Source organism: Mycobacterium sp. NGS17 (genome assembly GCF_059813205.1).
In genome coordinates this window covers 247,160-268,504 of sequence record NZ_JCALED010000006.1, presented here as the reverse complement: position 1 = coordinate 268,504, position 21,345 = coordinate 247,160, and the positions used below count along the sequence as shown (strand labels likewise).

Sequence of the window (21,345 nt, the reverse complement as noted above, 5' to 3'; positions counted from 1 at the left end):
TCCTCAGCTATCTGCGGGACCAGCGGGTCTTTGGCAAGTGAGACCGTATTCTTGTGCAACAGAACGGATTAACGAATCTGGCCAGTAGTCGGCACGTACTCGCATCGTTGATCCGTCTTCGGCGATGACGTATCCGGTCCCAGGTTCACTTTGGTTGATGCGGTGCGCGGGTGCGGCATCAGCGAGGCCATCACCCAGAACCATCGCGACTTCGTCGCGTGAACGCAGCCGCAACGCAACGGTCTGGGTGAACAACCCGCGCATGGGCAGAATCTCCTTGCGAGGGTCCTGCATGAAGGCGGCGACCACGATGCCGACGGCCCTGCCCTTCGTCAGAATGCGTGAGAGCGAGCCCGCAACTTGCTTCCTCAGGGCGGCGTCCGTCATGTAGGCGGTCAACCCCGCCAATTCATCTATAAGCAGCACGACGAGCGGTTCGGCGGCGCTCGGTGTGTGCGAACGTGCTCGGCCGGCCATCCTGCGGCCGCGGCTATCCAGCAGCTCCTCCAACTTGTTAAGCAGGCTCGCGGCCTCGACCTCGGTTGTCGCAATCTTGCTGAATAGGGCGGAGCCGACTGACACTTCGATCCCGTACTTGAGGTCGACGGCGAACAGCCGGACGGTTCCTGACTTGACGGCTGGGCCCAGTCCGCCTGCGATGCCCCAGAAAATGGAGCCTTTGCCCGCCCCTGAGCACCCAACAGTGAGGGTGTGGAGGCCAGCGACGCGGAGAATCCAAGCCGAGCCGTTCTCGCGTCGGCCAATCTTAACGGCAGTTGCCTCGGTGCAGGTTGGCCGTCTAGCAGTTTCGATGGCCGACAGCTGTTGTCGCATAACCAATTCCATGCGAACCGTCCCGGGTGCAACCACCGTGGAACGGGCGGAATGTGCCCCGACAGCGTCGCGGATTGCGGGGACCGCGGTTTCGAGATCATCGACTGTCTGGCCCGTTCGTGTGCGGACGGTCATGTGCAGACAGTGATCGGAGATGCTCACTCCGAGAAGGCGAGGGTGGGTCCAAACCGTCTTCGTCGTGGTCTTGCCCTGCGAGTCCGTACCTGCCACGCGCTCGGAAGTCGACAGCCCGCAGGCCTTGGCAACTCGTGGCCAGGAAATCAACGCCCATAGCAGCCATCGGGCCCGCCGCGCAGGGGTTGCGACATAGCGCCTGAATGTGGCGGGCGAACGCAGTCTCCAAACGACGAGCGAAAGGGTGACCACGCCGGTCACCGCGGTGAGCCACGTGGCGCCGACCGTCAGCAGGTGCGTGAGGTCAAAGAGGTCCGTCCCGGCGTCGGGATCTGGAATCGAATACGGATCGCTAGGTACTACGGGGTCGTACTGACTCATGCTGACGCCCGGTCTGCCGCTGAGGACTCCGCCTTGCCGGTGTCCGCGGTCATGCCCGAGGCCCGAAACGACCACGCAATGCGGCCGGATTCGCTCGAACGGTCTACGTACGGCAACACGCACAGCCCCTCGAAAATCACTGGTGTGAAAGGCATTCCGGTAGTGTTCGGTGGGCACACAGGCTGCTTGGGCGTTGCGAACTTGACGGTCAGGGTGCGTGCCCGTTTGCTCGCGGCCGGATCGCCGTCGAGGACTTCCACCTGCCACAACGGCAGGCCTGATTCTCGATCAGTCGCCTGAACCTTGTTGTCTTTCGTTGACCGCTCGTAATCGATCACCGGCGTCACGTCGGACACCACGAACGCTTTGTGTGGGAAGACCTGCTGGTGAGACAACGTGAGCCACTTCGGCACAGACATTTTGTCGACCTTTCGTAGAACTGCTCTAGACAAGTTGAGGTTACATAGTCGTCTAGAGGAGTGCAACGGCCGACACGTGATTCGTGTGAGACTTTGCGCTCAGCGGGCCGGGAACTCGTATTCGAGCAGGTAGGCGGAGGCCACCTTCACGGTGTCGCAGACCTCCACCGCCACGTCATTGGTGTCGTAAGCGGTTCGCAGCACCGTCAGCACCGGAACTCCCGAGTCGAGCTCCAGCTGCCGCCGTTCTTCAGGAGTGGGCATCCGAGCGGCGACTTCTTCAGTGAAGCGAGCAAGCACATGACCGTGCTCTTCTAAGCGCGCGTAGATACCACCGGGTCCGGTATCCACCTGCTCGATCCTCGTGCCTTCGGCAAATGCCGCCGGAATGTACGAGACGGCCGTCTCAACGGGTCGTCCATTCGCCAGGTAACGCCTCGATCGCACGACGATGTCATCGTCGGCTGATATTCGAAGTTGTTCCGCTATAAACGAATTCGGCTTCTCGCGGCTGACGGCGATATTGTCGACTTGCGGCGAGTAGCCAGATTTCTCTGCCTCGACGGAAAAAGCCGCCTTTCCTTCGGCGCGATGCTGTCGTGCGAATCTATCCGACGCCAGCCTGCGGATTGGTGGCGTCGGCCGGACGAACACTCCGCGGCCGTGTTGCGAGATGACGAGTCCGTCGGAACGAAGCTCCTGCATGGCCTGTCTTACGGTCATGCGGGCCACACCGAAATGCTCGATCAGTTCCGCCTCGGACGGCAGTCGTTCCCCAGGCGGGAACCGACTGGAACTGATCGCCTCCCGCAACATGCTCGCGATCTGCCGATACGGTGGTTTGTCATCGGTGCGATCGATTTGTCCAAGTTGCAGCACCCGGCAGCCTTCCATTACATGTCTAGACGACTAGTCTAGGAAGCCAGTCAACCGGTGTCACGTCTGCCGGCGTCGAACAATGGAGACCAACGATGGGAACTACGCCAAAGCACTCGGTCAGTGTCGCCGGGGTCGTTGTACGGGATGACGGTCGGGTTCTCGTCATCCGGCGAGAGGACAACGGCCGCTGGGAGGCTCCCGGCGGAGTACTCGAACTGCACGAGTCCTTCGAGGACGGCGTTCGACGCGAAGTGCTCGAAGAAACTGGATTGAAGGTCACAGTGCAACGTCTCACCGGGGTCTACAAGAACCTTACTCAGGGCATTGTCGCGCTGGTTTACCGGTGCGGTCCTGCCGCCGGCGACACGCACCCGACTGCCGAAGCTCGGGAAGTCCGTTGGATGACGAAAGAACAAGTTGAGGGTGAGATGAGCCCTGCCTTCGCAGTGCGGGTTCTAGATGCATTCGATGAAGATCCGCACTCCCGCGCCCATGATGGAGTAAATGTCGTTTCAGGTTAAAGGTTATGACGGACCAGATTGCCGGGCAGTTGGCCAACCGTACGGCCCGGACTTCCAAAGCGGTCTGCACTCAGTCGAATCCAGCCAACGTAACCCTCAAGGCCCGTTCCAACTCAACGTGGAGCGGTGGTCTCGTTTTAGTGTCTTCACTCAGCCGGCGTCGAAGTATGAATTGTGCGGTGGCCAAGGCCGTGTGGACAAGCAGCGAGGGACGAATGTCCAACCCTGCATCGACGCCCATCCGTGCAGCGACGAGTTCGATGAACTTGCGGCCATCGTTATCGCTGATCAGTGCCGATTTGCTCAGTAGGTGGGGGGCGGTCAGTATGGCTTGTTGCCAGTAGTGCGGCTTCGGATTGGTTTTGTCCCACGCGGTTTCGGCGAACAACGCGATCAGCGCGTCGGCTGCTGATTGGTCCGATGGCTGAGTGCCATAGGCGGCAACGATTTCAGCGACCGTTTGCCGCAAGGGGGCGATCAGCAGATCTTCCTTCGTAGGCGCGTAGCGGAAGTACGTGCTGATGGATATCCCGGAAGCGGCAGCGATGTCCTCGGTGGTCACCGCAGCAAATCCACGTTCGGCAAAAAGTTGATGTGCGGTTCCCTGGATCTGCGAGAGCAACTCGGCGCGGCGTCGGTCCCTTAACGAGCCAGTGTTTGCGGAGGGCATGACATCGCCTTCGTCAATCCGACATTCCAGGCTTCCTTCTGCGCTATGGTACGAACAGTAGCGTAGCGAAACCAACAGTACTAGGGGTTGTTTTGCTGGTGTCGCGATGTCGGGGACCGAGGCAGGCGACGCGGATTGCACGGGAATGGCGGTCGCCTCACGAATATTCGCGAGTAGCCGCGGCCACAGGTGCCCGCCAATCGGGCTCAGGTTTCACACCGGCTCGGCATGGCGCAAATTCGGCGCTGGCTATATCGGTCGCCAAACAGTGCGCTCGTGCCTGCCGTTCTCGGTGCTGTCCGGGTTGTCGACATTCCGCTGAGAAGTGGCGCTCCGCAAGCCTCAGGTTGCTAGGTCCATCCCCCAGTAGAGGTCTGTGTCTTGTTGGCTGAGGTAGAGGCCGCGATGTCTCGTCCAGGGGCACACACCGCGAGCAGCGCAGCAGTCCTCGACGCCACCCGGGCGGTCGCAACGTTGGGCGGCTTCAAGGCGGTCCACTTCAAATCGGTCGCCAAGCAAGCCGGCGTCACGGTCGGGTCGGTGTATGACCATTTCACGTCGAAGACCCACCTGCTGGTGACGCTGCTCGCCCGCGAGTTCGTGCGCCTGGATGAAGAACGCGACTGGAGCACGTGTGCGGCGTCCCCGATTCGGCGAGTGGAATCCTTGACTCGGCGGCTTCACGACGAATGGCAGCAAAATGTGAAGCTCACCGAGGCCGTGGTTCGCGCATTCGTTACTGCTGGCACCGATGAAGCTCTGGCGGCCCAACATGCCGCCGATCTGATCGAAAGCATGCTGGCGCGGGCACTGAGTGGCGGTACGGAAGGAATCCACGAGCGACAGATCGCAGGGCTCATCGCTGATATCTGGCTGGCCAACTTGATGGCCTTCGTCGGCGGCCGGGCAACAGCGGAGCAGACACGCGAGTGCATCGACGGAGCTATGCGACTTGTTCTTGATGTGGGCGGGCGCCAACGATCTCTAGCAATACCGACAGTATCGCTGCGATACTAGAAGTCTTATAAGTGTGGCTCCGCTGACGTGTCGAAGGGAGCGGCTATGCCTGCACAATGGATCGAGCAGTGCACTGTTCAGCGAGTCTCACTGCAAGGTGGCCTGGTACTCGACCTCGACGATTACAGCGAGCTCGTAATCTCCCGTCCGATGCGGCTGACGCTTCCTGCAGTAGGAGCCTGGCCCGAGGAAGAGGTGTTGATCGACCCCGCCCACCTTTCGCCGGAAGAGCGGACGTTGTTGGACCTTGCCGGAGCGGTATGCACGCGGGCCTGGTTCGACGATGACGGGTCGCTCCATCTCGGGTTCTCCCGCGGACACCGCATCGATGTCCTCCCAGATGCAGCAGCGACCGCGTGGGAACTCTATGGCAAAGGCCATGGCTACATGGCGTGTCTGCCTCGGGGCCGAGTCCGAGCGGTTCGGCACGACCTTTCTGCCGAAGACGACGACTTAGATACTACGTAAATCACTACATGCGGGGCGTAGGGAACAATCTGGAGCGCTTAGTCGTAATGGCAGCCGGATTCGTCGAATTCAACGAGATCAATAGCAGGGCGGGCCGTGTCCATTGATTGGATCTTCATGTCATCCCCATTGTGCGGTCGAGGAAGTCGGTGACCGCGGCGGTGAACGCGTCGTTGTTGTCGCCGGCAACCATGTGACCGGTCCCGGTGACGTCCGTCGTTTCGGCGTGTGGGACGAGCTGGAGGAATTCGTTGACGGTGTCCTGGGAGACGACGTCTGACAGTGCGCCGCGTACTAGCAGCGTTGGGGCCGTGATTCGACGTGCTGCGTCGGCGAGAAATCCACTGATGGCGTCGAACTCCTCGCTGCCGGTCATGAGATTGCCTTGCAGGACATCGAAGTTGGAGCTGATGAAGGCGGGGTCCCAGCGCCAGATCCATCGCCCGTCGCTCCGTTGGCGCAGAACCTTGTGCAGGCCGTCGAGATTTTCGGGTCGCGCGCGGCGTGGGTTGTATTCGGCGATGACATCGGCGGCGTCATCGAGCGTGCCGAATCCGTCGGGGTGTGCGGCCATGAATGACACGATGCGATGGGCCCCATCAAATTCCATTCGTGGGGTGATGTCGACCAGGACAACGGCTGCCCAGAGGTCGGGTGGGGCCAGCAGGTGGGTAGCGAGGATGATCAGCCCGCCCAGCGACGCGCCGACGACGGCGGGGGGACTGTCGGGGCTGACGTGGTCTCGTACCGAGATCAGATCGGATACGAACCGTTCGACGTCGTATTGTCCGCTGGGGTCCCAGTCGCTGTCGCCGTGACCTCGTGTGTCGTAGGCGACGACGGTGTAGCCGTGGGAATGGAGTCGGCGAGCGGTGGTGGCCCATGCGTGACGGTTCTGACCGCCGCCGTGGAGCAGCAACACGACGGGGCGAGTCGCGGCGTGGCGGTAGCAATCGGCCACGAGGGTGATCCCGTCGCTGGTGCGGATGCGCCCCTGGCTAATCGTCATGTGGTCCGATGTGGTCAGCCGTTGTGAGTCAGGGGTTTCCGTTGCGGCCACCAGCTCGCTTCGCGCAGCAGGGTGGCGATCGCGGGAACGGTGAGGGTGCGAACGACGAAGGTATCCAGTAGTAGGCCGCAGCCGATGATGAATCCGGCTTGGATCATGATCGCGATGGAGCCGGCGATCAGGCCGAACATGCTGGCGGCGAAGATGAGCCCGGCCGAAGTGATGACTGAGCCGGTGTTTGCGACGGTTCGCAGGACGCCGACGCGAATGTTGTGGGCAGATTCTTCGCGTAGTCGCGAGATGAGCAGCATGTTGTAGTCGGCGCCGACGGCGACCAGGATGATGAACGCCAGAAGCGGTACGGGCCAGGCGATTTCCTTGCCAAGGCCATATTGAAAGACGAGGGTTCCCAGTCCGAGCGCGGCGCCGTAGTTGAGCACGACGGTACCCAACAGGTAGAGCGGGGCGACCAGGGCGCGCAGCAATACGACCAAGATGAGGCCGACGATGACGAGGGTCGCAAAGGCCAGCTGATGAAAGTCGGCGGAAAGCAGGCGTTGGATGTCGGAGTTGACGGCGGGGAATCCGGCCATCGACACCGTGGCGTTGGCCAGCGAGGTGTTGGGTCGTGCGGCATCGGCGACCTCGGTGATTTTGTGGGCGAGGTTCATCGCGTCGCTGCTGTAGGGGTCGTAACTGGATTCGATGGCGAAACGTGCGGTTTTTCCGTCGGGTGACAGGAAATGCTTTGCAACGTCGGCGAATTGGCGGTTCTCGAAGGCATTGGTGGGCAGGTAGAAGCCGCTGGCGTTGTCGGAGCCGGCGGTGGTTCGTGCGGAATTCTGCAGTTGGGTGGCGATTTGGCTCATGCCTGACAGCATTTCGATGTTGCTGTCGGCGAGTGTATGCACGCCGGTGGCGAGCGCCTGTGCGCCGGAGGCGAGTTGGCTGATGCCGCTTTGGAGGCGGCGGATGTTGCCGGCCAGGTCGGCGGGGTCGCCGAGCGCTCCGAAAGTCTTGTCCAGCGACGTGATTGTGTTTTGGACGTCGGCCACGGTGCCGGCCGCGGTGTCGCTGCCGGGCTGGTACAGGTCGCCGAGGTTGGCGAGCTGGTTGAAGAAGCCGGTATGGCGCAGGGTCACCAGGATCTGGACCTGGTCGCGGAGTTGGGTGCATTCCGGTGTGGTCGCACACCACGGGGAGGTGTTGAGCGCACCGACGAGCGGGTCGATGGCGGCGATCGCGTTTTGGGCCTGGTCGGCTTGCTGGCGCAGTCCCGGACCGGTTCGGATGGCTTGGTCGACGGCCGGGGCGGTAGCCGAAAGCTGCTGTAGCAGCGGACGGAACCGCTGGACTTGGGATCCACTGGATTGGGCTTGGGTGAGGAGTCCGGTCAACGGGGTCAACGCGGTGCGCAAGGTGGTGTCCAGTTGCGCGAGACCGCCGGCGAGTTGGTCGGCGCCGTGGGTGAGTTTGGCCAGGTCATCCTTGTGTGCGTCGCCCTTGGCGACCGCGCCGGCCATCTTGTCGCCAATCTCGCCGTTTTGCCACGACAGTTGAGCCTGGTCCAGACGCGCGCCCGTCGGCCGGGTGACACCGGAGACCTTGGTGACGCCGGGCAGTTGCGAGACCCGAGAGGCCATTTCATCCAGGTCGGCCAGGGCCTTGCTGGTGCGCATATCGGTGGGCGATTCGACGACCATGAATTCGGTGACGATGGCGTCCTTGCGAAAGTGCCTGTCCAGCAGTCGATATCCCTCATTGCTGGCCGTGGTCGCCGGCTGTCCTCGGCGATCGTCGTAGCTGATGTGCATAGTCAGCGCGACGGCTGCCAGGCCTAGCACCAGCGCCAGACTGGCGACCAATAGCGGCACGGGTCGACGGACCACCGCCACGGCGATCCAGTTCCAGTAGCGGCGAGTGCGATCTGCCTTGGGTTCACCGATGCCGCGTTTGGCCGCCAGCGCCAACACCGGGGGAAATAACGTCACCGTGGCCGCGAATCCGACAAAGACGGCGATAGCGCACGCCGGACCCAACGCGGCGAACACGCTCAACTTCGCGAACACCATGGCCAGAAACGCAAACGCCACGGTGGCGGCCGAAGCCAAAATCACGCGCCCGATGGTGGCGGTCGCGTTGATCACCGACAGATCCGGCGGAACGTTTTGGCGTCGCTGCTCGTGATATCGGCTGATCAAAAACACCGAATAATCGGTGCCGGCACCCAGCAGGATCACCGTCATGAAGGCGATGGTGAACTGCGATACCGGCATGCCCGATTCGCCCAACGCCGATAGCACTCCGCGCCCCACTGCCAGGCTTACACCGATGACCAGCAGTGGCAGCAAGGCGGTAAACACCGACCGATACACGACCAGCAAGATCATTGCGATCAGGCCTGCCGTCGCGATCGAGATGACAACCAAATCCTCTTCGGCCGAGGCGATTTGATCGTGGAAGGTGGCTGGGGGCCCGGTGACGCGAACATTGGTGGGTGAGCCGCTGAATGCTTGGGCGGCGATCGTGCGGACCGCCTGGACCGATTCGGCAGCTTTGACATCGCCCAACGTTCCGGCCACTCCCACCGGTACATACCAGGCTTTGCCGTCTTGGCTGACTGCCTGGCTTGCGGTGACGGGGTCGGCCAACAAGTCTTGAACCAGGCGTACGTGCTCCGAGTCGGCACGCAATCGCGAAATCATGGTGTTGTAGCGCTGGCGCACCGGCGCAGTCAGGCCCGCCGGATCCTCCATCGCGACAAATATCGTTGTCTTGGATCCCTGCTCGCCGAAGGCCGCGCCCATGCGGTCTACCGTCTGCAGCGATGGCGCATCGCGCGGTATGAGATTCACCGACTGCTGTCTAACAACGGTTTCCAGCTGCGGGAACAGCACCGCCAGGGCGGCGGCGGTCACCACCCACATGCCGATGATCAGCACCTTATGCCGGATGCTGAAACCCGCCAGGCGGGCCAGCCGATCGCTGTATGCGCCCTCACCGGCCGCCACTTTTTGCAGTCGCTCCCGAACGGGGCGACTCAAGGTCGCCACACCCGAAGAAACCCACCCGTAATCCGCCATCCCCCGCCCCGCTACCTCAAAAGAAACCAACGGTATCGCAACAGTACTACTAGTACCCTTCCGCCTGCCCGGCAAAACTGCCACCGGTGACCGAATCACTCCGATCGCCGCCGCGCAACCAGCAGCTTCGGGCGGTGGCCAACGCGCCGTCGACTGTCCAGCATGTCCGGTATAGCGATACGTGATCCCTTTGCGCACAGTTGATTTGGCAATAACGATGCACTCCGCACTGTGATAGTTTCATCAACGGCGCAGGCGAAATCCCAGCCGGGATATCAACCTGATTGGCTCCTCGCGCACGTGGTCATACATTTCCCGGTTCATCAACTCGTCGTCCAAGTAAGAGCACGAGCGAGGGGGGTAGTGACGGGGACGAACGCGGCCTTGGTCGTCGACCGGCGGCCGTGGGTGTAGGCGCCGGGTGATAGCGCGGCGGGCCAGCCTGAAATCGCGAACCCCGAGCGCCCACACATGCGTCTTGGTTAGCGCAAGCGCGACATTCATCGCCGACCAGCCCCGCCCGAGTGCACGATTCCCCCTCGCGCCCGCCGGCAGAGTTCGTTCGTCCGCCACACGAATCGGCCTGTGGTAGCCACGCCCTGGGGCTGCTCAACCCGGGATTGTCCGACCCACTGCCCGATCATGCTCCCTCCTTCCCCGCACAGACCCCTACAAGAAAGGGTACTAGTAGTAGCGCTACGCTACTATAGGTAGCATTAGTTGCCTAGAGTCCAGATCAATCGACCGATGCAGGGGCGATTCGGTGCGGGCTGGGTACGCGTGAGGTTTACGGTGACTACGTGGAGCGTGACACCCTGGAATTCCCGGTCGACGACGATGACGACGTTGACCCGCGCCGGCTGCGCTCACGAACCCGGCTCTTGGATGCGGCCACCAAACTCCTGAGCGCCGGCGGCATCGAAGCCGTCACCATCGATGCCGTCACCAAGGCCTCCAAAGTCGCGCGGACGACCCTGTACCGCCACTTCAGCAGCTCCACCCAACTGCTGGCCGCCACATTTGAGCGGCTCCTGCCGCAAGTCCACCCGCCACCGGCGACGGGATCTATGCGCGACCAACTCATCGAACTGTTGAGCCGACAGGCCACGCTGTTCCAGGAAGCCCCGCTGCATGTCACCACCCTGGCTTGGGTCGCGCTTGGCCCAACACCCGACGGCACCCAGGAAACCCAGGACCGACACGCGCTGCGCGCGCGGATCATCGACCAATATCGACAACCGTTCGTTGCCCTGTTGCAAAGCCCCGAAGCTCGCGCCGACCTGGATGACTTCGACATGGAGCTGATCCTGTGTCAACTCATCGGGCCTGTGGCGTTCGCCCGCCTCACCGGGCTGCGTGCCATCGATCGTCAAGACTGCGAGCGCATCGTCGATGACTTCCTCGTCGCGCACCGCCGCCAGGCAGATAAACCCGCACAGCGGGCCGTCAGCCGTAAACCAGTTTCGCGCCGCAGCGGCTCCGACTAGCCTGCAGCGCGGCTAATTCGCCGACCACGAGATCGGCAACGACAGATAACCTCGGATGGGGCCCGACCGCAGGCGTTGCGCGCGCTCTAGGTCGACCTCCCAGTTGGGCACCCGGGCCAGCAGGGCACGCAACGCAATCCGGGCCTCCATCCGCGCTAACGACGCGCCGAGGCAGAAGTGAATGCCCCTGCCGAATGCCACTTGGTGTTCGGGTTTGCGCCCGATATCAAATACGTCGGGATCGGCGAACACGCGTTCGTCACGATTAGCCGAGCCGAACAACAACAGCACCGATTCACCGGCGGACATCCTGACGCCATGCACTGTGACGTCGCGGGTCAACGTTCGCGAAAGTCCTTGCGCCGGTGAGTCATACCGCAGCAACTCCTCAACGGCTGCCCCGAGCAAGCTCTCATCGCCAGCCAGCTGGCGGCGGGTGTCGCGATAGTCGGCCAGTACCACCGCGGCGTTGGCCAGCAGATTCGACGTCGTCTCATGACCCGCGATCAGCAGCAGCAGGCAAAAGCCAAGCAGTTCGTCGTCACTGAGGTGCTTTCCGTCGATCTCGGCACACACCAACGCTGACATCAAGTCGTCGCGCGGTTGGCGGCGGCGGTCGGCGAGGAAATCGGTGAAGTACCCATAGATCGCGGCCGCGGCTGCCAAAGCCTCGCCGGTCTCGCCGTGGGTGGGATTGGATTGCACCAGCGCGTTCGACCATTGCCGAAATTGTGTGCGGTCCTCGCGCGGCACACCGAGCAAATCAGCGATCACCATCGCTGGTAGTACAGCTGCGAAGTCGGCGACGAAATCGGCCGAACCTGCTTCCTGTATTAGGCCGCCCGTCAAGTGATCAGCGAGGTCCTCGATCGCGGACGTCAGCGCCGCGATTCGGCGTGGTGTGAAGGCTTTGCTCACCAATGCCCGCAGCTGATCGTGTCGCGGGGGATCCATCAAAATCATCATCGGCAGCAGCGATTCGCGAAAAGTCGAGCCCGGCGGAGTCGGAAATACTCCGTCGACCGACGAGTAGCTGTGATGGTCCAGCAGCGCGCTGATGACATCTGCGTGGCGACTCAGTACCCACGTGTTGGTATCGGTGGCGTGGTAGACGGGTGCGTCGTCGCGTAGCTGCCGGTAGACGGGGTAGGGGTCATCCTGAATTTCCGGGTCAAAGGGGTCGTAGCGAAGTTGTACGGTCGACATGAGCGTCTCCTGCCACATTGCAGAACACCGGTTTAGACTGAGAGTTTAAACCGAGGGGAGGACTTTATGCGTAAGATTCCCGCTCAGATTTCCGAACGGTTGCCGGCTGCGGCCGAACTCTTTGCCGAGCGCGGACTCAACGACACAAAGATCGAAGACGTGGCCGCGACCACGGGCATCGCCAAGGCCACGCTCTACTACTACTTCGCCGGTAAAGAAGAAATACTCGCCTTCCTGCTCGAAGACGTCCTACAACACGTCGCGGACGAGGTCACCGCGATCGTCGAGGCAGACGGCACCGCCGCCCAACGCCTGCACACCGTCATCAATGCTCAACTGCGCGTGATGGCCCAGCGGCCCGCGGTCTGTCGCGCCCTCATCGGGGAACTGGGCCGCGCCGCCCGCATGCCCGCCATCGCGGACATGATCACCACTGCCTACTTCGAACCCGTCGAGACCTTGCTTCGGGCGGGTGCCGCCGACGGCTCACTCGTGGCACTCGACAAACCCAGAGCTGCCGCCATCGCCCTATTCGGTGCGGTCACGATCAGCGCACTGACCTACCTCATCACCGACGATGCGCTCAACGAAGAGCTAATCGCGCGAACAATCCACGACGTCGCGTTTATCGGCTTACGGCCACGCTAACTGCCCCCGCAGACGTGTCACCGTCGTCTCGTATGTGAATACCTCGCCTCGACGGCCCTGCGGCTTGTGGAAATGCGTGTTGGGTCGTCATCGCCCGGGTGAGAAGGACTAGCAGGTAAGGAGTTCGCGCCATCGTGCAGCGGTGCTGCCCCCGTCCTATAGTCTGCGCACAAAATGTGTCGGCACCATCGCCGACCGACGCAGAGGTCCACCGAGTGAACGAATCATCCGATATCCCGGGTAACGCCGGCAAACCCGGCGACTTCATAGTTCTCCGCGCAGAATTGGCTGAGTTAGTAGATGAATTCGTGCCAGTTGTAGCCGACCTATGGCCACGCTTGGAAGATCATAAATACCGTTGGCAACTCTATGACTACGGGCTGTCAGACGGCGAAGACAAACTCGTCGTCTCGGACATCATTGCTGCGCTGCTCGAAGCGCTGAAGGGCATGGGCATTGCGCGCAATAGACTCGTTCATGCTCAGCTCAAAGCCGACGACCACGAGCCAGGGCCCTCAGGCACGACATGAAGCGGCAGGTCGCGGTTGGGTCCGGATGAGCCTTTCTCTACCGATAACGCCTTCGCAAGCTGGGATGCGAACGCCGGTCCGTCATTCACAAGCACGTAGCCGCCAGCAATTCCGCCTTGGTTACAAAGAAGCCGTCGCCGGCGGACCCTCCGATGGCGTACTTTGCCAGTCTGACTGTCCACTCGTCGAACTACGAAGCGCGCCATTCGCGGAACGACCGCGGTGGGGAAGCGTTGCGTGGAATTACCGTAGCTGGTTTGTGAACGAGACCAGCGACGGATGATCCTTCTTGCGGTCAGGTACGCATCCTTATTGATCTCCACAATCGCGGTCGCTCGTCGCAACCCGTGGACCCCCCAAAAGCGACCCGGCCCGTAGCCCGGCCGCCGCCAGGCTTCGGGGACAATGTGCTGATATTCCTTATCGCCCAATTTATTCGGCGACGAGTGCTTGGTGAAGTAAACCGCCAAGCGCTTGGGATCGCAGGCACGTAATCCGTTGAGGATGTCGATCCCCGTGCCAGCGGCCAAGTGGCGCGCGCGTTGCTCCGGATCTGGATGGCCGACGACTTCCGCCCATTCCTGTGACAACCAGTCTCGGAATTTGCGCCCTGATCGGCCGACCGTATGCGGGGGAGCCATCCATAGGTGAATGTGCGGTGCGCCACGGCGTTGAAATTCCAACTTCCAGATGTAGCGGGCCGGTTCACCCCACTCGCGTTGAAATCGTTTGCGCCACAGAGCCATATGTCGTTTCACGCTGGCCCCGTGAGGCGCGACGGCTTCCCAGTCGCCTGGGTAGGTCAGGGTCACCATCGCTGGCACACGGCCGCATTCCACCAGCGGTGTGTAGTCGAGCTCGGCGAAGGTGCGGCACATCGCGGCCCTCGACTTGCGAGACCATTCGGTGATCGTGCGGTCAGATGGGTTGGACCGGTCACGGCCCGTCTTGATCCGGTCCTCCTCGGCCGCTACATCCACCCGGTGGCGTTTAACTGCCCGCTCCGATGCCTTCTCCGCACGAGCAGGACTGGTCCAACCGAGGCGCACCACGCCAGGGCCCACCGTGATCCGGAACCGGCCGGACTCCGGTTCCACCCCGAGACGGTCTTGCCCGTCTGCCCATGGCTGTGCCGGCTCAAACAGCGCTGCCGCCGAGGCCACCAAGTCGGAGCTCGGGAACCGCAGCCCCAGCGCATCTGCGGCCGACAGTTCCGCATCGGCGCCGCCCTCGATGCTGTCGCGGACACTTTTGGCACATATAACAAGCCCGTTGGTCCCAGCCGGAACACCGTCTACGTCGCTCCCACCGTCCGACCGACCGCTACCGCTCTCGCGCCCTCCGGCCGTGCCGGCCTCGGGCCCTCGCGGTCTACCGGCGTCCGCGACTCCGTCCGTGTTCCGGCTGGCCGTTCGGGTCGTGCCCGGGCGAAGAGTGGGTCGCTGCGCAATCGCGCTCGTTGAATGCGCGCTCGACCTCGTGATGCTGGGCATCGGGTGCCTGCTCCCCGGGAGCCCGCGGCGCGCGTCCCTGGGTGACGGGCGATGATGGGTTCCCTGACGGGAGTGCTGTCACCGTGTCCGGTTTGTGTCCGATCGTCGGACGAGCACCCTGCGTCAGACGCGCTCAGCGCGCCGTATTTGACGTATGGGTGTCGTTAAGCCGCAGGCCAGCGGCCGTTCCGCCCACCTGAAAAGCGGAAGGTCGGCGGTTCGATCCCGCCCCTGGCCACCAGCTTTCGAACGCGGCGTCAAACCACGTAGGGCGCAATCAGAGTGGTGGCACCCAGCACCACCAATCCGACCAAGAACGCGACGATCGTGAAGCCCATCACCTGACGCACGTTGAGCTTCGCTATCGCGAGCAGGGGCAACAGCCAGAACGGCTGAATCATGTTCGCGACCCCCTCGCCGACGGCGACCGCCATGGACATCAATCCGAGATAGGCCGGCGAGGTTTGGCCGAGCGCCCGCGCCGAGTCGATCGCGATCGGGCCCTGCACCGCCCAGTGCCCGCCGCCGGACGGCACGAACAGGCTGATGATCAACGACCCGATGAAGGTGACAAACGGCAGCGTGTACTGCGTCGCGCCGCTCACGACCCCGTGGGCCAGCAGCGTCTGCAATGGCACGGCCTTACCGTCGGCATGCGAGGGCGCATAGCCGAGCAGGGCAACCAGACCGCCGTACAGCGGGTATTGCAGCAGCAGCGGACCGGACACCTTTGCGGCGCCGGTGAATGCCCGGATGAACCGGATCGGCGTGCGATGCAGCAGTGCACTCGTGATCGTGAACAACATGATCATCGATGAGATGTTCAGCGCAAAACCACTGCGCCAGAAGTAGGCAATGCCCGCGACGAACACGAGGACATTGAGGATCCACTGGTTTTCCAGCCATTCGGCAAACGATCGTTTGCCCTCGCGCTTGATCTCGGGCTGGTCCTCGTCGTCGAACACGGCGGGATCGGGTTCAAGGCTTTGCGCCGGCTGCATGCGCCAGATTGCGAGCGCGAGCAGCGTCAGCACCACGATCACCGACAGCCAGCTATAGGGCTCGAAGATGGTGAGTTTCAGCGGCACCGTGGCGCCAGTCATCTTGTGGATCACGTTGATTGGGCTGCCGTCGTCGGTATTCGCCAGCGCGATCGACGACGACAGTCCCTGCGTCCAGACGATGAAGCCCATGAACGCCGCCGCGATCAGGTAGCCGAAATGTGTGTCGGTGAAGCGCTTCGCGAACTGGCGGGCAACCAGCGCGCCGGCTACCAACCCGAGCCCCCAGTTCAGCAGGGAGAGTGCGGCACTCACACCAAAACACAGGAGGGCCCCCTGCGCCTGGTTCCTCGGCTTGCTCGCGATGTAGACGATGGCCCGCTTCAAGACCGGCGCCTCGGCGAGCGCGTAACCGGTTACGAGGATCAAGACCATCTGGAAGGCGAAAGTGAAGATGTTCTGCGCTCCCCACACGCCGCCGTACCACGCCTTGAGCATGCCGGTCGCCGAGGCGCCGTGCACCAAGAGCGCAACCAGCGCCGCCACGATGATGGTGAGGATGACCGCGAACAGGTAAGGGTCGGGCATCAGTCGTTCGACGTACCGGACACACAGTGCGGTGAACGCTTGGATTATGCCGCGGCGTCTGGGTTTACGTTCTTCTTGCGGCCGTAATCGTTCGGGCTCGGCCTCGGGCACCTCGGTCGCGGCCATGGGATCTTCGCTCGTCGTCATCGACCTGCCCTCGCGTTCAGCCCGCGTTCGGCCGCGCGCATTGGCCGATCGTAATAGACCTTGCGCAGGGTCGCGTCCTTTGCGCTCACCGCATCGTCGACTGCTCGAGGCGCTCGAGCGAGGAAAGGATGTGCGCCGCGGGCGTCGGCGGGCATGGCGGTTTTACGTGCGGACGTGCCGCGCGGATGGGCATCGGTTTGGATCGCCGACCGATGCGCCAGTCACGCTTCTGTGGATCGTGAACGCGTCTGTGGTGCAGTGACTTTGGCTGGTTGCGTGAGTCGTTGGGTGGGCTGCCACGATTACGGCGGTGATGATGAGCAGTAGCAATGGACTTCGATTGCTGCGCCAAGCCACCTGCCGGGCGCGAGGGGCCTGACTGCGAGACTGACGGGTATGAGTCACCTCGACGAGGCTGTTCGCCGGTCCTTGATGCGGCGCGGATTTGTGCTCGAGTATGCCACTCTGGCCTGGAACGTGGTCGGCATCGTCATCCTCACCGTGGCGGCGATCGGAGCCCAATCGGTGGCGCTGTTCGGGTTCGGTTTGGACTCCCTGGTCGAGATCGGCGCCTCGGCGGTCGTTGTCTGGGAGCTCTCGGGAACCGGAGAAGCCCGCCAGCGGTTCGCATTGCGGCTCATCGGGGTCGCGTTCGGAGCGCTTGCGATCTATCTGGCGGTGCAGTCGACGATCGTCCTGGTTACCGGCTTTCACCCACGGCACTCACCCCTTGGCATCGCATGGACAGGGATCACCGCGGCGGCGATGTTCGCGCTCGCGGTTGGCAAGACCCGAACCGGTGCCGCCCTCGGCAACCCCGTGCTCACCACAGAAGGTCGGGTCACTCTCGTCGATGGCCTGCTGGCCACCGCGGTGCTGCTCGGGCTGGTACTCAACAGCCTTGCCGGCTGGTGGTGGGCTGATCCCGTCGCCGGCAATGTGCTCGCGCTCTACGCATTGCGGGAGGTCAAGGAAAATCTTCTTCAACCCGGCAGCACAGAACCGACGACGAAGTAATGCGTCGGCCATGACTGTGCGAACCCGAAGGCGCGCCCCGGAGTAAACCCCAATCGGCGGCCAGCGCTACTTGAGCATGCTCCCGGCGTCAACGGTGACCGGAAGGCCTGTGATGTAACGCGATTCGTCGGACGCCAGGAACAACACCGCATTGCTGATATCCACCGGCTCGACCCAGCCGACCGGCAGAACGTGCATGAACTGCGCGGCGACCTTGAGGTCGTCCGGGCCGGGGTTCTCCAGATCCGGCCGGAACAACTTCATCGTTCCCTCGTTCATGAACATCGGCGTGTTCACGTTGGTCGGGTGAACGGAGTTCACGCGGATGAAGTGCTGGCCGAGTTCCACGGCGAAGGCGCGCATCAAGCCGACGACCCCGTGTTTGGCGGCGATGTAGTGACCGGTGTGCGGGTAGGCCTTGAGGCCGCCGACCGAGCTGGTCAAGATGATGGACCCGCCCTGGCCCTGGGAAATCAAATGCGGCACACCGGCTTTGACAGTTTTCCAAACGCCGGACAGGTTGACGTCGATCATGTCTCGCCAGTCGTCTTCACGGGTTTTGTCGAGAGTCTGCCCGCCGTTACCGATTCCCGCGTTCGCGCAGATGATGTCCAGGTGGCCGAGCTGTTCGACCCCGCCGTCCACCACGGCTTTCAAGGCTTCGTAGTCGCGCACGTCGACTTCGGCGGTCACGATGCGGCGGTTGAGGCCCTTGATCAGGTCTGCCGTCTGGGCCAGGTCGTCCGGCGTCGAGGGCGGGATCTCGCTGCTGCTGCTGATCGGTGCGCAGATGTCGACAGCGATGATGTCGGCACCCTCCTCCGCCAGTCGCACCGCGTGGCTGCGGCCCTGACCCCTGGCGGCCCCGGTGACCAGCGCGACTTTGCCCTCAACTCTGCCCATGACTGCACCTCACTGATCAGAAAACCGGGTCGACGACGGCCCGGCGTTCGACTCCAAATATTTGTCGATCGATCAGGAAGCGTCGCATCATTTGATTGCGGTGTCAACAGACGCCGGCAGGGGAGTGCGATCAAGTGACGCGCCCGGGGGAGCGATGCCGGGGCCATCGCGGTAGGGCGCCCCGGCCCTAACCGCTCGGCGTCGGCGCGGCCGCGGGTGCCTTCAGCAGGCTTATCTGGCGTTCGACGAACGCGCGTAACTCGTCGTGGCCGTGGGTGACGCCGACGGCGCTCTCGTTGCACAGGCTGCGCGCGACCTGCGCGATCAGCATCGAGATGGCCACCGGCGGATATTCCTCGAGATCGATGTGGTTTGCGCGCAGGACCATCGTCACCGCCGCCGTCTCGATGTCGCGGACCCGCTCGGCGTAAGCCTTGAGTTCGGCACCAATTGCCTTGCGGTGGTTGGCCAATGCCATGAATTCGGCATTGAGTGCCGTCGCCGCGGTGTCGCTGTTGATCAACCACAGCGTTTGCAACGGGTCGTCGTCGGTGAGCAGGGCGCGCATGCGTGCCAGCGCGGTCTCGGCACCGGCGCGCAGCACCTCGACGAACAGATCGTCCATCGTCGGGAAGTAGTAATAAACGAGGGCCTGCTTGACGCCGGCCTCCGCGGCCACCCGGCGCGACGTGGCCGCCGCATAGCCCTCCTCGCGCATGATGCGTGCGGTGGCCTCGATGAGCTTGGTGCGCGCGCCCGCGTCGGCGCCTCTCTTGTTGTGGCGCGTCGATGCGGGGCTGGACGCGCCCGCTTTGCTTGACCGGCGCGCGCGATCCGTGGTAGGCATACCGCATCCTATCAATTTGGTCGATCGATCAGTTCATGACCGCGAGTCGGCTCGACTGGGACGGAGGCGCCGTGGCCGCCTGTCCGCGCCAAGGCGTCAGCGTGGGCACCGAGGGTGCGCTGGCGTGATGCCGCTCTGTAGGCCAGGAAAAGGAATCGAACTCATGACTGAACTCGCCGACGTCGATTACTTCACCGACGCCGACATCGCGCAAGACCCTTACGCCTATTGGGATTACCTTCGCGGCCAGGGCCCGGTCTTCCGCGAGCCGCATTACGGGGTGGTGGCGGTGACCGGTTACCAGGAAGTGCAGGCCGCCTTCAAAGACGTCGATTCGTTCTCCGCGGTCAATGCGATCGGCGGCCCGTTCCCGCCGTTGCCGTTTACGCCGCAAGGCGACGACATCAGCGAACAGATCGAAGCGCACCGTCATGAGTTCCCCATCTTCGAGCACATGGTCGTCATGGACCCGCCCGAGCACGAAAAGGCGCGCTCACTGCTCGGACGGCTGCTCACGCCGCGTCGGCTGCAGGAAAACAAGGACTACATCTGGGAATTGGCCGATCGGCAGTTCGACGAGTTCATCGCCCACGGTCGGTGCGAGTTCCTCGGTGAGTACGCAAAGCCGTTCGCGACCTTGGCGATCGCCGACCTGCTCGGGGTTCCCGACGACGACCGCGCCGAGATTCGCCGCAACCTGGGAGCCGGCAACGCGCCGGGGGCCAGGGTGGGCGCGCTCGATCACGAACCGGTCGGCAGCAACCCGTTGCAGTACCTCGATGACCTGTTCAGCGCGTACATCGCCGACCGGCGGGAAAGCCCCCGCGAAGACGTACTGACCGGCCTGGCGACCGCCACGTATCCCGACGGCTCGACTCCACCGCTACTGGAGGTCGTGCGACCGGCCACCTTTCTGTTTGCGGCAGGCCAGGAGACGGTGACCAAACTACTGAGCGCCGCGGTGCAGGTCCTCGGTGACCAACCCGGGCTTCAGGCGCGGCTGCGCGCCGACCGAAGCCTGATCGGCCCGTTCATCGAAGAGGCGTTGCGCATGCAGAGCCCGACCAAGGTCGACTTCCGGCTGGCGCGCAAGACCACCACTCTGGGCGGAGTACACGTCCCGGCCGGCACGGTCATCATGCTGTGCCTGGGAGCGGCCAATCGTGATCCGCGAAAATTCGCAAATCCCAACGAGTTTCAGGTCGACCGAAAGAACGTCCGCGAGCACATCGCTTTCGGTCGCGGGATCCACACCTGCGCCGGCGCACCGCTGGCGCGTGTAGAAGGCCAAGTGACCATCAACCGCCTCCTGGACCGAACGCGCGACATCCGGATCAGCGAGGCCAAGCACGGCCCGCCGCCCCACCGCGAGTACCGCTACGAGTCCACGTTCTTGCTGCGCGGCCTCACCGAGCTGCATATCGAGTTCGCCCAGGGGCCTGGCGAGCGTTAGTCCTGTACCGCAAGGCCTTTCACCTGCCGGTCACTGCAAGCATGTTCACGTTGTTGTTCGGCAGCCCGCAGGATCGAGTCCGCGGCCACGAACGCGGGTTTGATGCGGTCGGCGCTCTCGATGGGTAGATTTGCGGCACGGCGGAGCACCATCAACGCCAACCCGCTGTGGGTCGCGTACGAGACGATCAAAAGGTTGACGCGAGCGTGTATGCCGATGACCGTCATTACGTGCTGGCGTTTGCCTTCCCATCCCGGCCAATTGAGATCGGGTGGCCGTTGCAGCGAAGACCAATTGACGTTGATGGAAGTGACTTCGCCAAGCAATGGAGTGAGGACGGCGACGAGCTCGGGCAATTCATTCGTGATGCGATCTGCACGCGGCCACCACGCACCGTCGATATCGCGTCCGAGTTTGCGAGCCACCGAGAGCCGGATGGGAGTGGATTGGCGTCGGGTTCTAACGGCCAAGCTCATCGCGAAAACCGCGGCCGGCAGTTCGCGCACTTGACCACGGCGGCGAAGCCGTCCGCATCAGGCGTCGAATTATTTTGTTGTCGTGTAACGATCGGGGTCGCGTAACCCATGGGCGGTTCCTTCGCGCTCGGCG

The 21,345-nt window shown here is 63.0% G+C and carries 20 protein-coding genes; 8 read left to right on the top strand and 12 right to left on the bottom strand.

From position 1 onward, the window contains the following. Window positions 1-3 precede the first annotated feature (3 nt). The 3 genes from AC5Y7E_RS15695 to AC5Y7E_RS15685 form a co-directional block, all read right to left on the bottom strand. On the bottom strand, window positions 4-1,350 hold the full coding sequence (locus tag AC5Y7E_RS15695) for a cell division protein FtsK (protein WP_023866549.1): 1,347 nt from the start codon (window positions 1,348-1,350) through the stop codon (window positions 4-6). Further along, complete coding sequence (locus AC5Y7E_RS15690; RefSeq protein ID WP_023866548.1) at window positions 1,347-1,769, bottom strand: hypothetical protein; 423 nt, start codon at window positions 1,767-1,769, stop codon at window positions 1,347-1,349. The genes AC5Y7E_RS15695 and AC5Y7E_RS15690 overlap by 4 nt, the downstream gene beginning before the upstream one ends. Window positions 1,770-1,868: 99 nt before the next feature. Continuing rightward, window positions 1,869-2,663 carry a GntR family transcriptional regulator gene (locus AC5Y7E_RS15685; RefSeq protein WP_012396379.1) on the bottom strand — a complete coding sequence of 265 codons (795 nt, stop codon included), beginning with the start codon at window positions 2,661-2,663 and terminating at the stop codon, window positions 1,869-1,871. 77 nt (window positions 2,664-2,740) lie between these two features. Between AC5Y7E_RS15685 and AC5Y7E_RS15680 the strand changes: the two genes are divergently transcribed. After that, entirely contained in the window at window positions 2,741-3,169 is a 429-nt protein-coding gene (locus tag AC5Y7E_RS15680; protein WP_012396378.1) for an NUDIX hydrolase, read from the top strand. Window positions 3,170-3,239: 70 nt separating this feature from the next. On the opposite strand, the gene AC5Y7E_RS15675 is transcribed toward AC5Y7E_RS15680, so the two are convergent. Further along, window positions 3,240-3,839, bottom strand: coding sequence for a TetR family transcriptional regulator (locus AC5Y7E_RS15675; RefSeq protein WP_031349047.1), 600 nt, complete (start codon window positions 3,837-3,839; stop codon window positions 3,240-3,242). 384 nt (window positions 3,840-4,223) lie between these two features. On the opposite strand from AC5Y7E_RS15675, the gene AC5Y7E_RS15670 reads away from it, so the two are divergent. Both AC5Y7E_RS15670 and AC5Y7E_RS15665 read left to right on the top strand, forming a co-directional pair. Beyond that, window positions 4,224-4,856: a TetR/AcrR family transcriptional regulator gene (locus AC5Y7E_RS15670; RefSeq protein WP_012396376.1), complete on the top strand. Its 633-nt coding sequence runs from the start codon at window positions 4,224-4,226 to the stop codon at window positions 4,854-4,856. Window positions 4,857-4,901: 45 nt separating this feature from the next. After that, complete coding sequence (locus tag AC5Y7E_RS15665) at window positions 4,902-5,324, top strand: DUF6188 family protein (protein ID WP_012396375.1); 423 nt, start codon at window positions 4,902-4,904, stop codon at window positions 5,322-5,324. Between the two features lie 115 nt (window positions 5,325-5,439). On the opposite strand, the gene AC5Y7E_RS15660 is transcribed toward AC5Y7E_RS15665, so the two are convergent. Together AC5Y7E_RS15660 and AC5Y7E_RS15655 are read right to left on the bottom strand one after the other, a co-directional pair. Beyond that, window positions 5,440-6,333: an alpha/beta fold hydrolase gene (locus AC5Y7E_RS15660; RefSeq protein ID WP_014941273.1), complete on the bottom strand. Its 894-nt coding sequence runs from the start codon at window positions 6,331-6,333 to the stop codon at window positions 5,440-5,442. A 14-nt stretch (window positions 6,334-6,347) separates the two neighbouring features. After that, window positions 6,348-9,416, bottom strand: coding sequence for an MMPL/RND family transporter (locus tag AC5Y7E_RS15655; protein WP_012396373.1), 3,069 nt, complete (start codon window positions 9,414-9,416; stop codon window positions 6,348-6,350). An 800-nt stretch (window positions 9,417-10,216) separates the two neighbouring features. Between AC5Y7E_RS15655 and AC5Y7E_RS15650 the strand changes: the two genes are divergently transcribed. After that, complete coding sequence (locus AC5Y7E_RS15650) at window positions 10,217-10,903, top strand: TetR/AcrR family transcriptional regulator (protein WP_012396371.1); 687 nt, start codon at window positions 10,217-10,219, stop codon at window positions 10,901-10,903. Between the two features lie 12 nt (window positions 10,904-10,915). Here AC5Y7E_RS15650 and AC5Y7E_RS15645 read toward each other — a convergent pair whose 3' ends face one another. Further along, window positions 10,916-12,109, bottom strand: coding sequence for a cytochrome P450 (locus AC5Y7E_RS15645; protein WP_031349045.1), 1,194 nt, complete (start codon window positions 12,107-12,109; stop codon window positions 10,916-10,918). A 66-nt stretch (window positions 12,110-12,175) separates the two neighbouring features. On the opposite strand from AC5Y7E_RS15645, the gene AC5Y7E_RS15640 reads away from it, so the two are divergent. Both AC5Y7E_RS15640 and AC5Y7E_RS15635 read left to right on the top strand, forming a co-directional pair. Then, window positions 12,176-12,757, top strand: a complete 582-nt coding sequence (locus AC5Y7E_RS15640) for a TetR/AcrR family transcriptional regulator (protein ID WP_012396369.1) — start codon at window positions 12,176-12,178, stop codon at window positions 12,755-12,757. Window positions 12,758-12,972: 215 nt separating this feature from the next. Further along, window positions 12,973-13,287 (top strand): hypothetical protein, encoded by a 315-nt coding sequence (locus AC5Y7E_RS15635; RefSeq protein ID WP_080677204.1) that lies wholly within the window; start codon window positions 12,973-12,975, stop codon window positions 13,285-13,287. Here AC5Y7E_RS15635 and AC5Y7E_RS15630 read toward each other — a convergent pair. Beyond that, window positions 13,239-14,780, bottom strand: a complete 1,542-nt coding sequence (locus AC5Y7E_RS15630; protein ID WP_230587760.1) for a rolling circle replication-associated protein — start codon at window positions 14,778-14,780, stop codon at window positions 13,239-13,241. The two genes, AC5Y7E_RS15635 and AC5Y7E_RS15630, sit on opposite strands and share 49 nt — an antisense overlap. Window positions 14,781-15,037: 257 nt before the next feature. Next, window positions 15,038-16,414 carry a TIGR00366 family protein gene (locus AC5Y7E_RS15625; protein ID WP_499949772.1) on the bottom strand — a complete coding sequence of 459 codons (1,377 nt, stop codon included), beginning with the start codon at window positions 16,412-16,414 and terminating at the stop codon, window positions 15,038-15,040. 579 nt (window positions 16,415-16,993) lie between these two features. Here AC5Y7E_RS15625 and AC5Y7E_RS15620 point away from each other — a divergent pair. Continuing rightward, complete coding sequence (locus AC5Y7E_RS15620; RefSeq protein ID WP_499949670.1) at window positions 16,994-17,533, top strand: cation diffusion facilitator family transporter; 540 nt, start codon at window positions 16,994-16,996, stop codon at window positions 17,531-17,533. Between the two features lie 66 nt (window positions 17,534-17,599). On the opposite strand, the gene AC5Y7E_RS15615 is transcribed toward AC5Y7E_RS15620, so the two are convergent. Together AC5Y7E_RS15615 and AC5Y7E_RS15610 are read right to left on the bottom strand one after the other, a co-directional pair. Further along, on the bottom strand, window positions 17,600-18,436 hold the full coding sequence (locus AC5Y7E_RS15615) for a mycofactocin-coupled SDR family oxidoreductase (RefSeq protein WP_499949669.1): 837 nt from the start codon (window positions 18,434-18,436) through the stop codon (window positions 17,600-17,602). Between the two features lie 187 nt (window positions 18,437-18,623). Beyond that, window positions 18,624-19,283, bottom strand: a complete 660-nt coding sequence (locus AC5Y7E_RS15610; RefSeq protein ID WP_499949668.1) for a TetR/AcrR family transcriptional regulator — start codon at window positions 19,281-19,283, stop codon at window positions 18,624-18,626. 163 nt (window positions 19,284-19,446) lie between these two features. On the opposite strand from AC5Y7E_RS15610, the gene AC5Y7E_RS15605 reads away from it, so the two are divergent. Then, window positions 19,447-20,736: a cytochrome P450 gene (locus AC5Y7E_RS15605; RefSeq protein ID WP_499949667.1), complete on the top strand. Its 1,290-nt coding sequence runs from the start codon at window positions 19,447-19,449 to the stop codon at window positions 20,734-20,736. Here the strand turns inward: AC5Y7E_RS15605 and AC5Y7E_RS15600 are convergent. Beyond that, window positions 20,733-21,212: a DUF5994 family protein gene (locus AC5Y7E_RS15600; RefSeq protein ID WP_499919049.1), complete on the bottom strand. Its 480-nt coding sequence runs from the start codon at window positions 21,210-21,212 to the stop codon at window positions 20,733-20,735. The two genes, AC5Y7E_RS15605 and AC5Y7E_RS15600, sit on opposite strands and share 4 nt — an antisense overlap. Between the last annotated feature and the right edge of the window lie 133 nt (window positions 21,213-21,345).

What these genes read in the sequence shown, in the direction of transcription:
- AC5Y7E_RS15695 (WP_023866549.1), bottom strand. Translation starts at nt 1,350, where the DNA reads ATGAGTCAGTACGACCCCGTAGTACCTAGCGATCCGTATTCGATTCCA.
- AC5Y7E_RS15690 (WP_023866548.1), bottom strand. Translation starts at nt 1,769, where the DNA reads ATGTCTGTGCCGAAGTGGCTCACGTTGTCTCACCAGCAGGTCTTCCCA.
- AC5Y7E_RS15685 (WP_012396379.1), bottom strand. Translation starts at nt 2,663, where the DNA reads ATGGAAGGCTGCCGGGTGCTGCAACTTGGACAAATCGATCGCACCGAT.
- AC5Y7E_RS15680 (WP_012396378.1), top strand. Translation starts at nt 2,741, where the DNA reads ATGGGAACTACGCCAAAGCACTCGGTCAGTGTCGCCGGGGTCGTTGTA.
- AC5Y7E_RS15675 (WP_031349047.1), bottom strand. Translation starts at nt 3,839, where the DNA reads ATGCCCTCCGCAAACACTGGCTCGTTAAGGGACCGACGCCGCGCCGAG.
- AC5Y7E_RS15665 (WP_012396375.1), top strand. Translation starts at nt 4,902, where the DNA reads ATGCCTGCACAATGGATCGAGCAGTGCACTGTTCAGCGAGTCTCACTG.
- AC5Y7E_RS15660 (WP_014941273.1), bottom strand. Translation starts at nt 6,333, where the DNA reads ATGACGATTAGCCAGGGGCGCATCCGCACCAGCGACGGGATCACCCTC.
- AC5Y7E_RS15655 (WP_012396373.1), bottom strand. Translation starts at nt 9,416, where the DNA reads ATGGCGGATTACGGGTGGGTTTCTTCGGGTGTGGCGACCTTGAGTCGC.
- AC5Y7E_RS15645 (WP_031349045.1), bottom strand. Translation starts at nt 12,109, where the DNA reads ATGTCGACCGTACAACTTCGCTACGACCCCTTTGACCCGGAAATTCAG.
- AC5Y7E_RS15640 (WP_012396369.1), top strand. Translation starts at nt 12,176, where the DNA reads ATGCGTAAGATTCCCGCTCAGATTTCCGAACGGTTGCCGGCTGCGGCC.
- AC5Y7E_RS15630 (WP_230587760.1), bottom strand. Translation starts at nt 14,780, where the DNA reads ATGCCCAGCATCACGAGGTCGAGCGCGCATTCAACGAGCGCGATTGCG.
- AC5Y7E_RS15615 (WP_499949669.1), bottom strand. Translation starts at nt 18,436, where the DNA reads ATGGGCAGAGTTGAGGGCAAAGTCGCGCTGGTCACCGGGGCCGCCAGG.
- AC5Y7E_RS15610 (WP_499949668.1), bottom strand. Translation starts at nt 19,283, where the DNA reads ATGCCTACCACGGATCGCGCGCGCCGGTCAAGCAAAGCGGGCGCGTCC.
- AC5Y7E_RS15605 (WP_499949667.1), top strand. Translation starts at nt 19,447, where the DNA reads ATGACTGAACTCGCCGACGTCGATTACTTCACCGACGCCGACATCGCG.
- AC5Y7E_RS15600 (WP_499919049.1), bottom strand. Translation starts at nt 21,212, where the DNA reads ATGAGCTTGGCCGTTAGAACCCGACGCCAATCCACTCCCATCCGGCTC.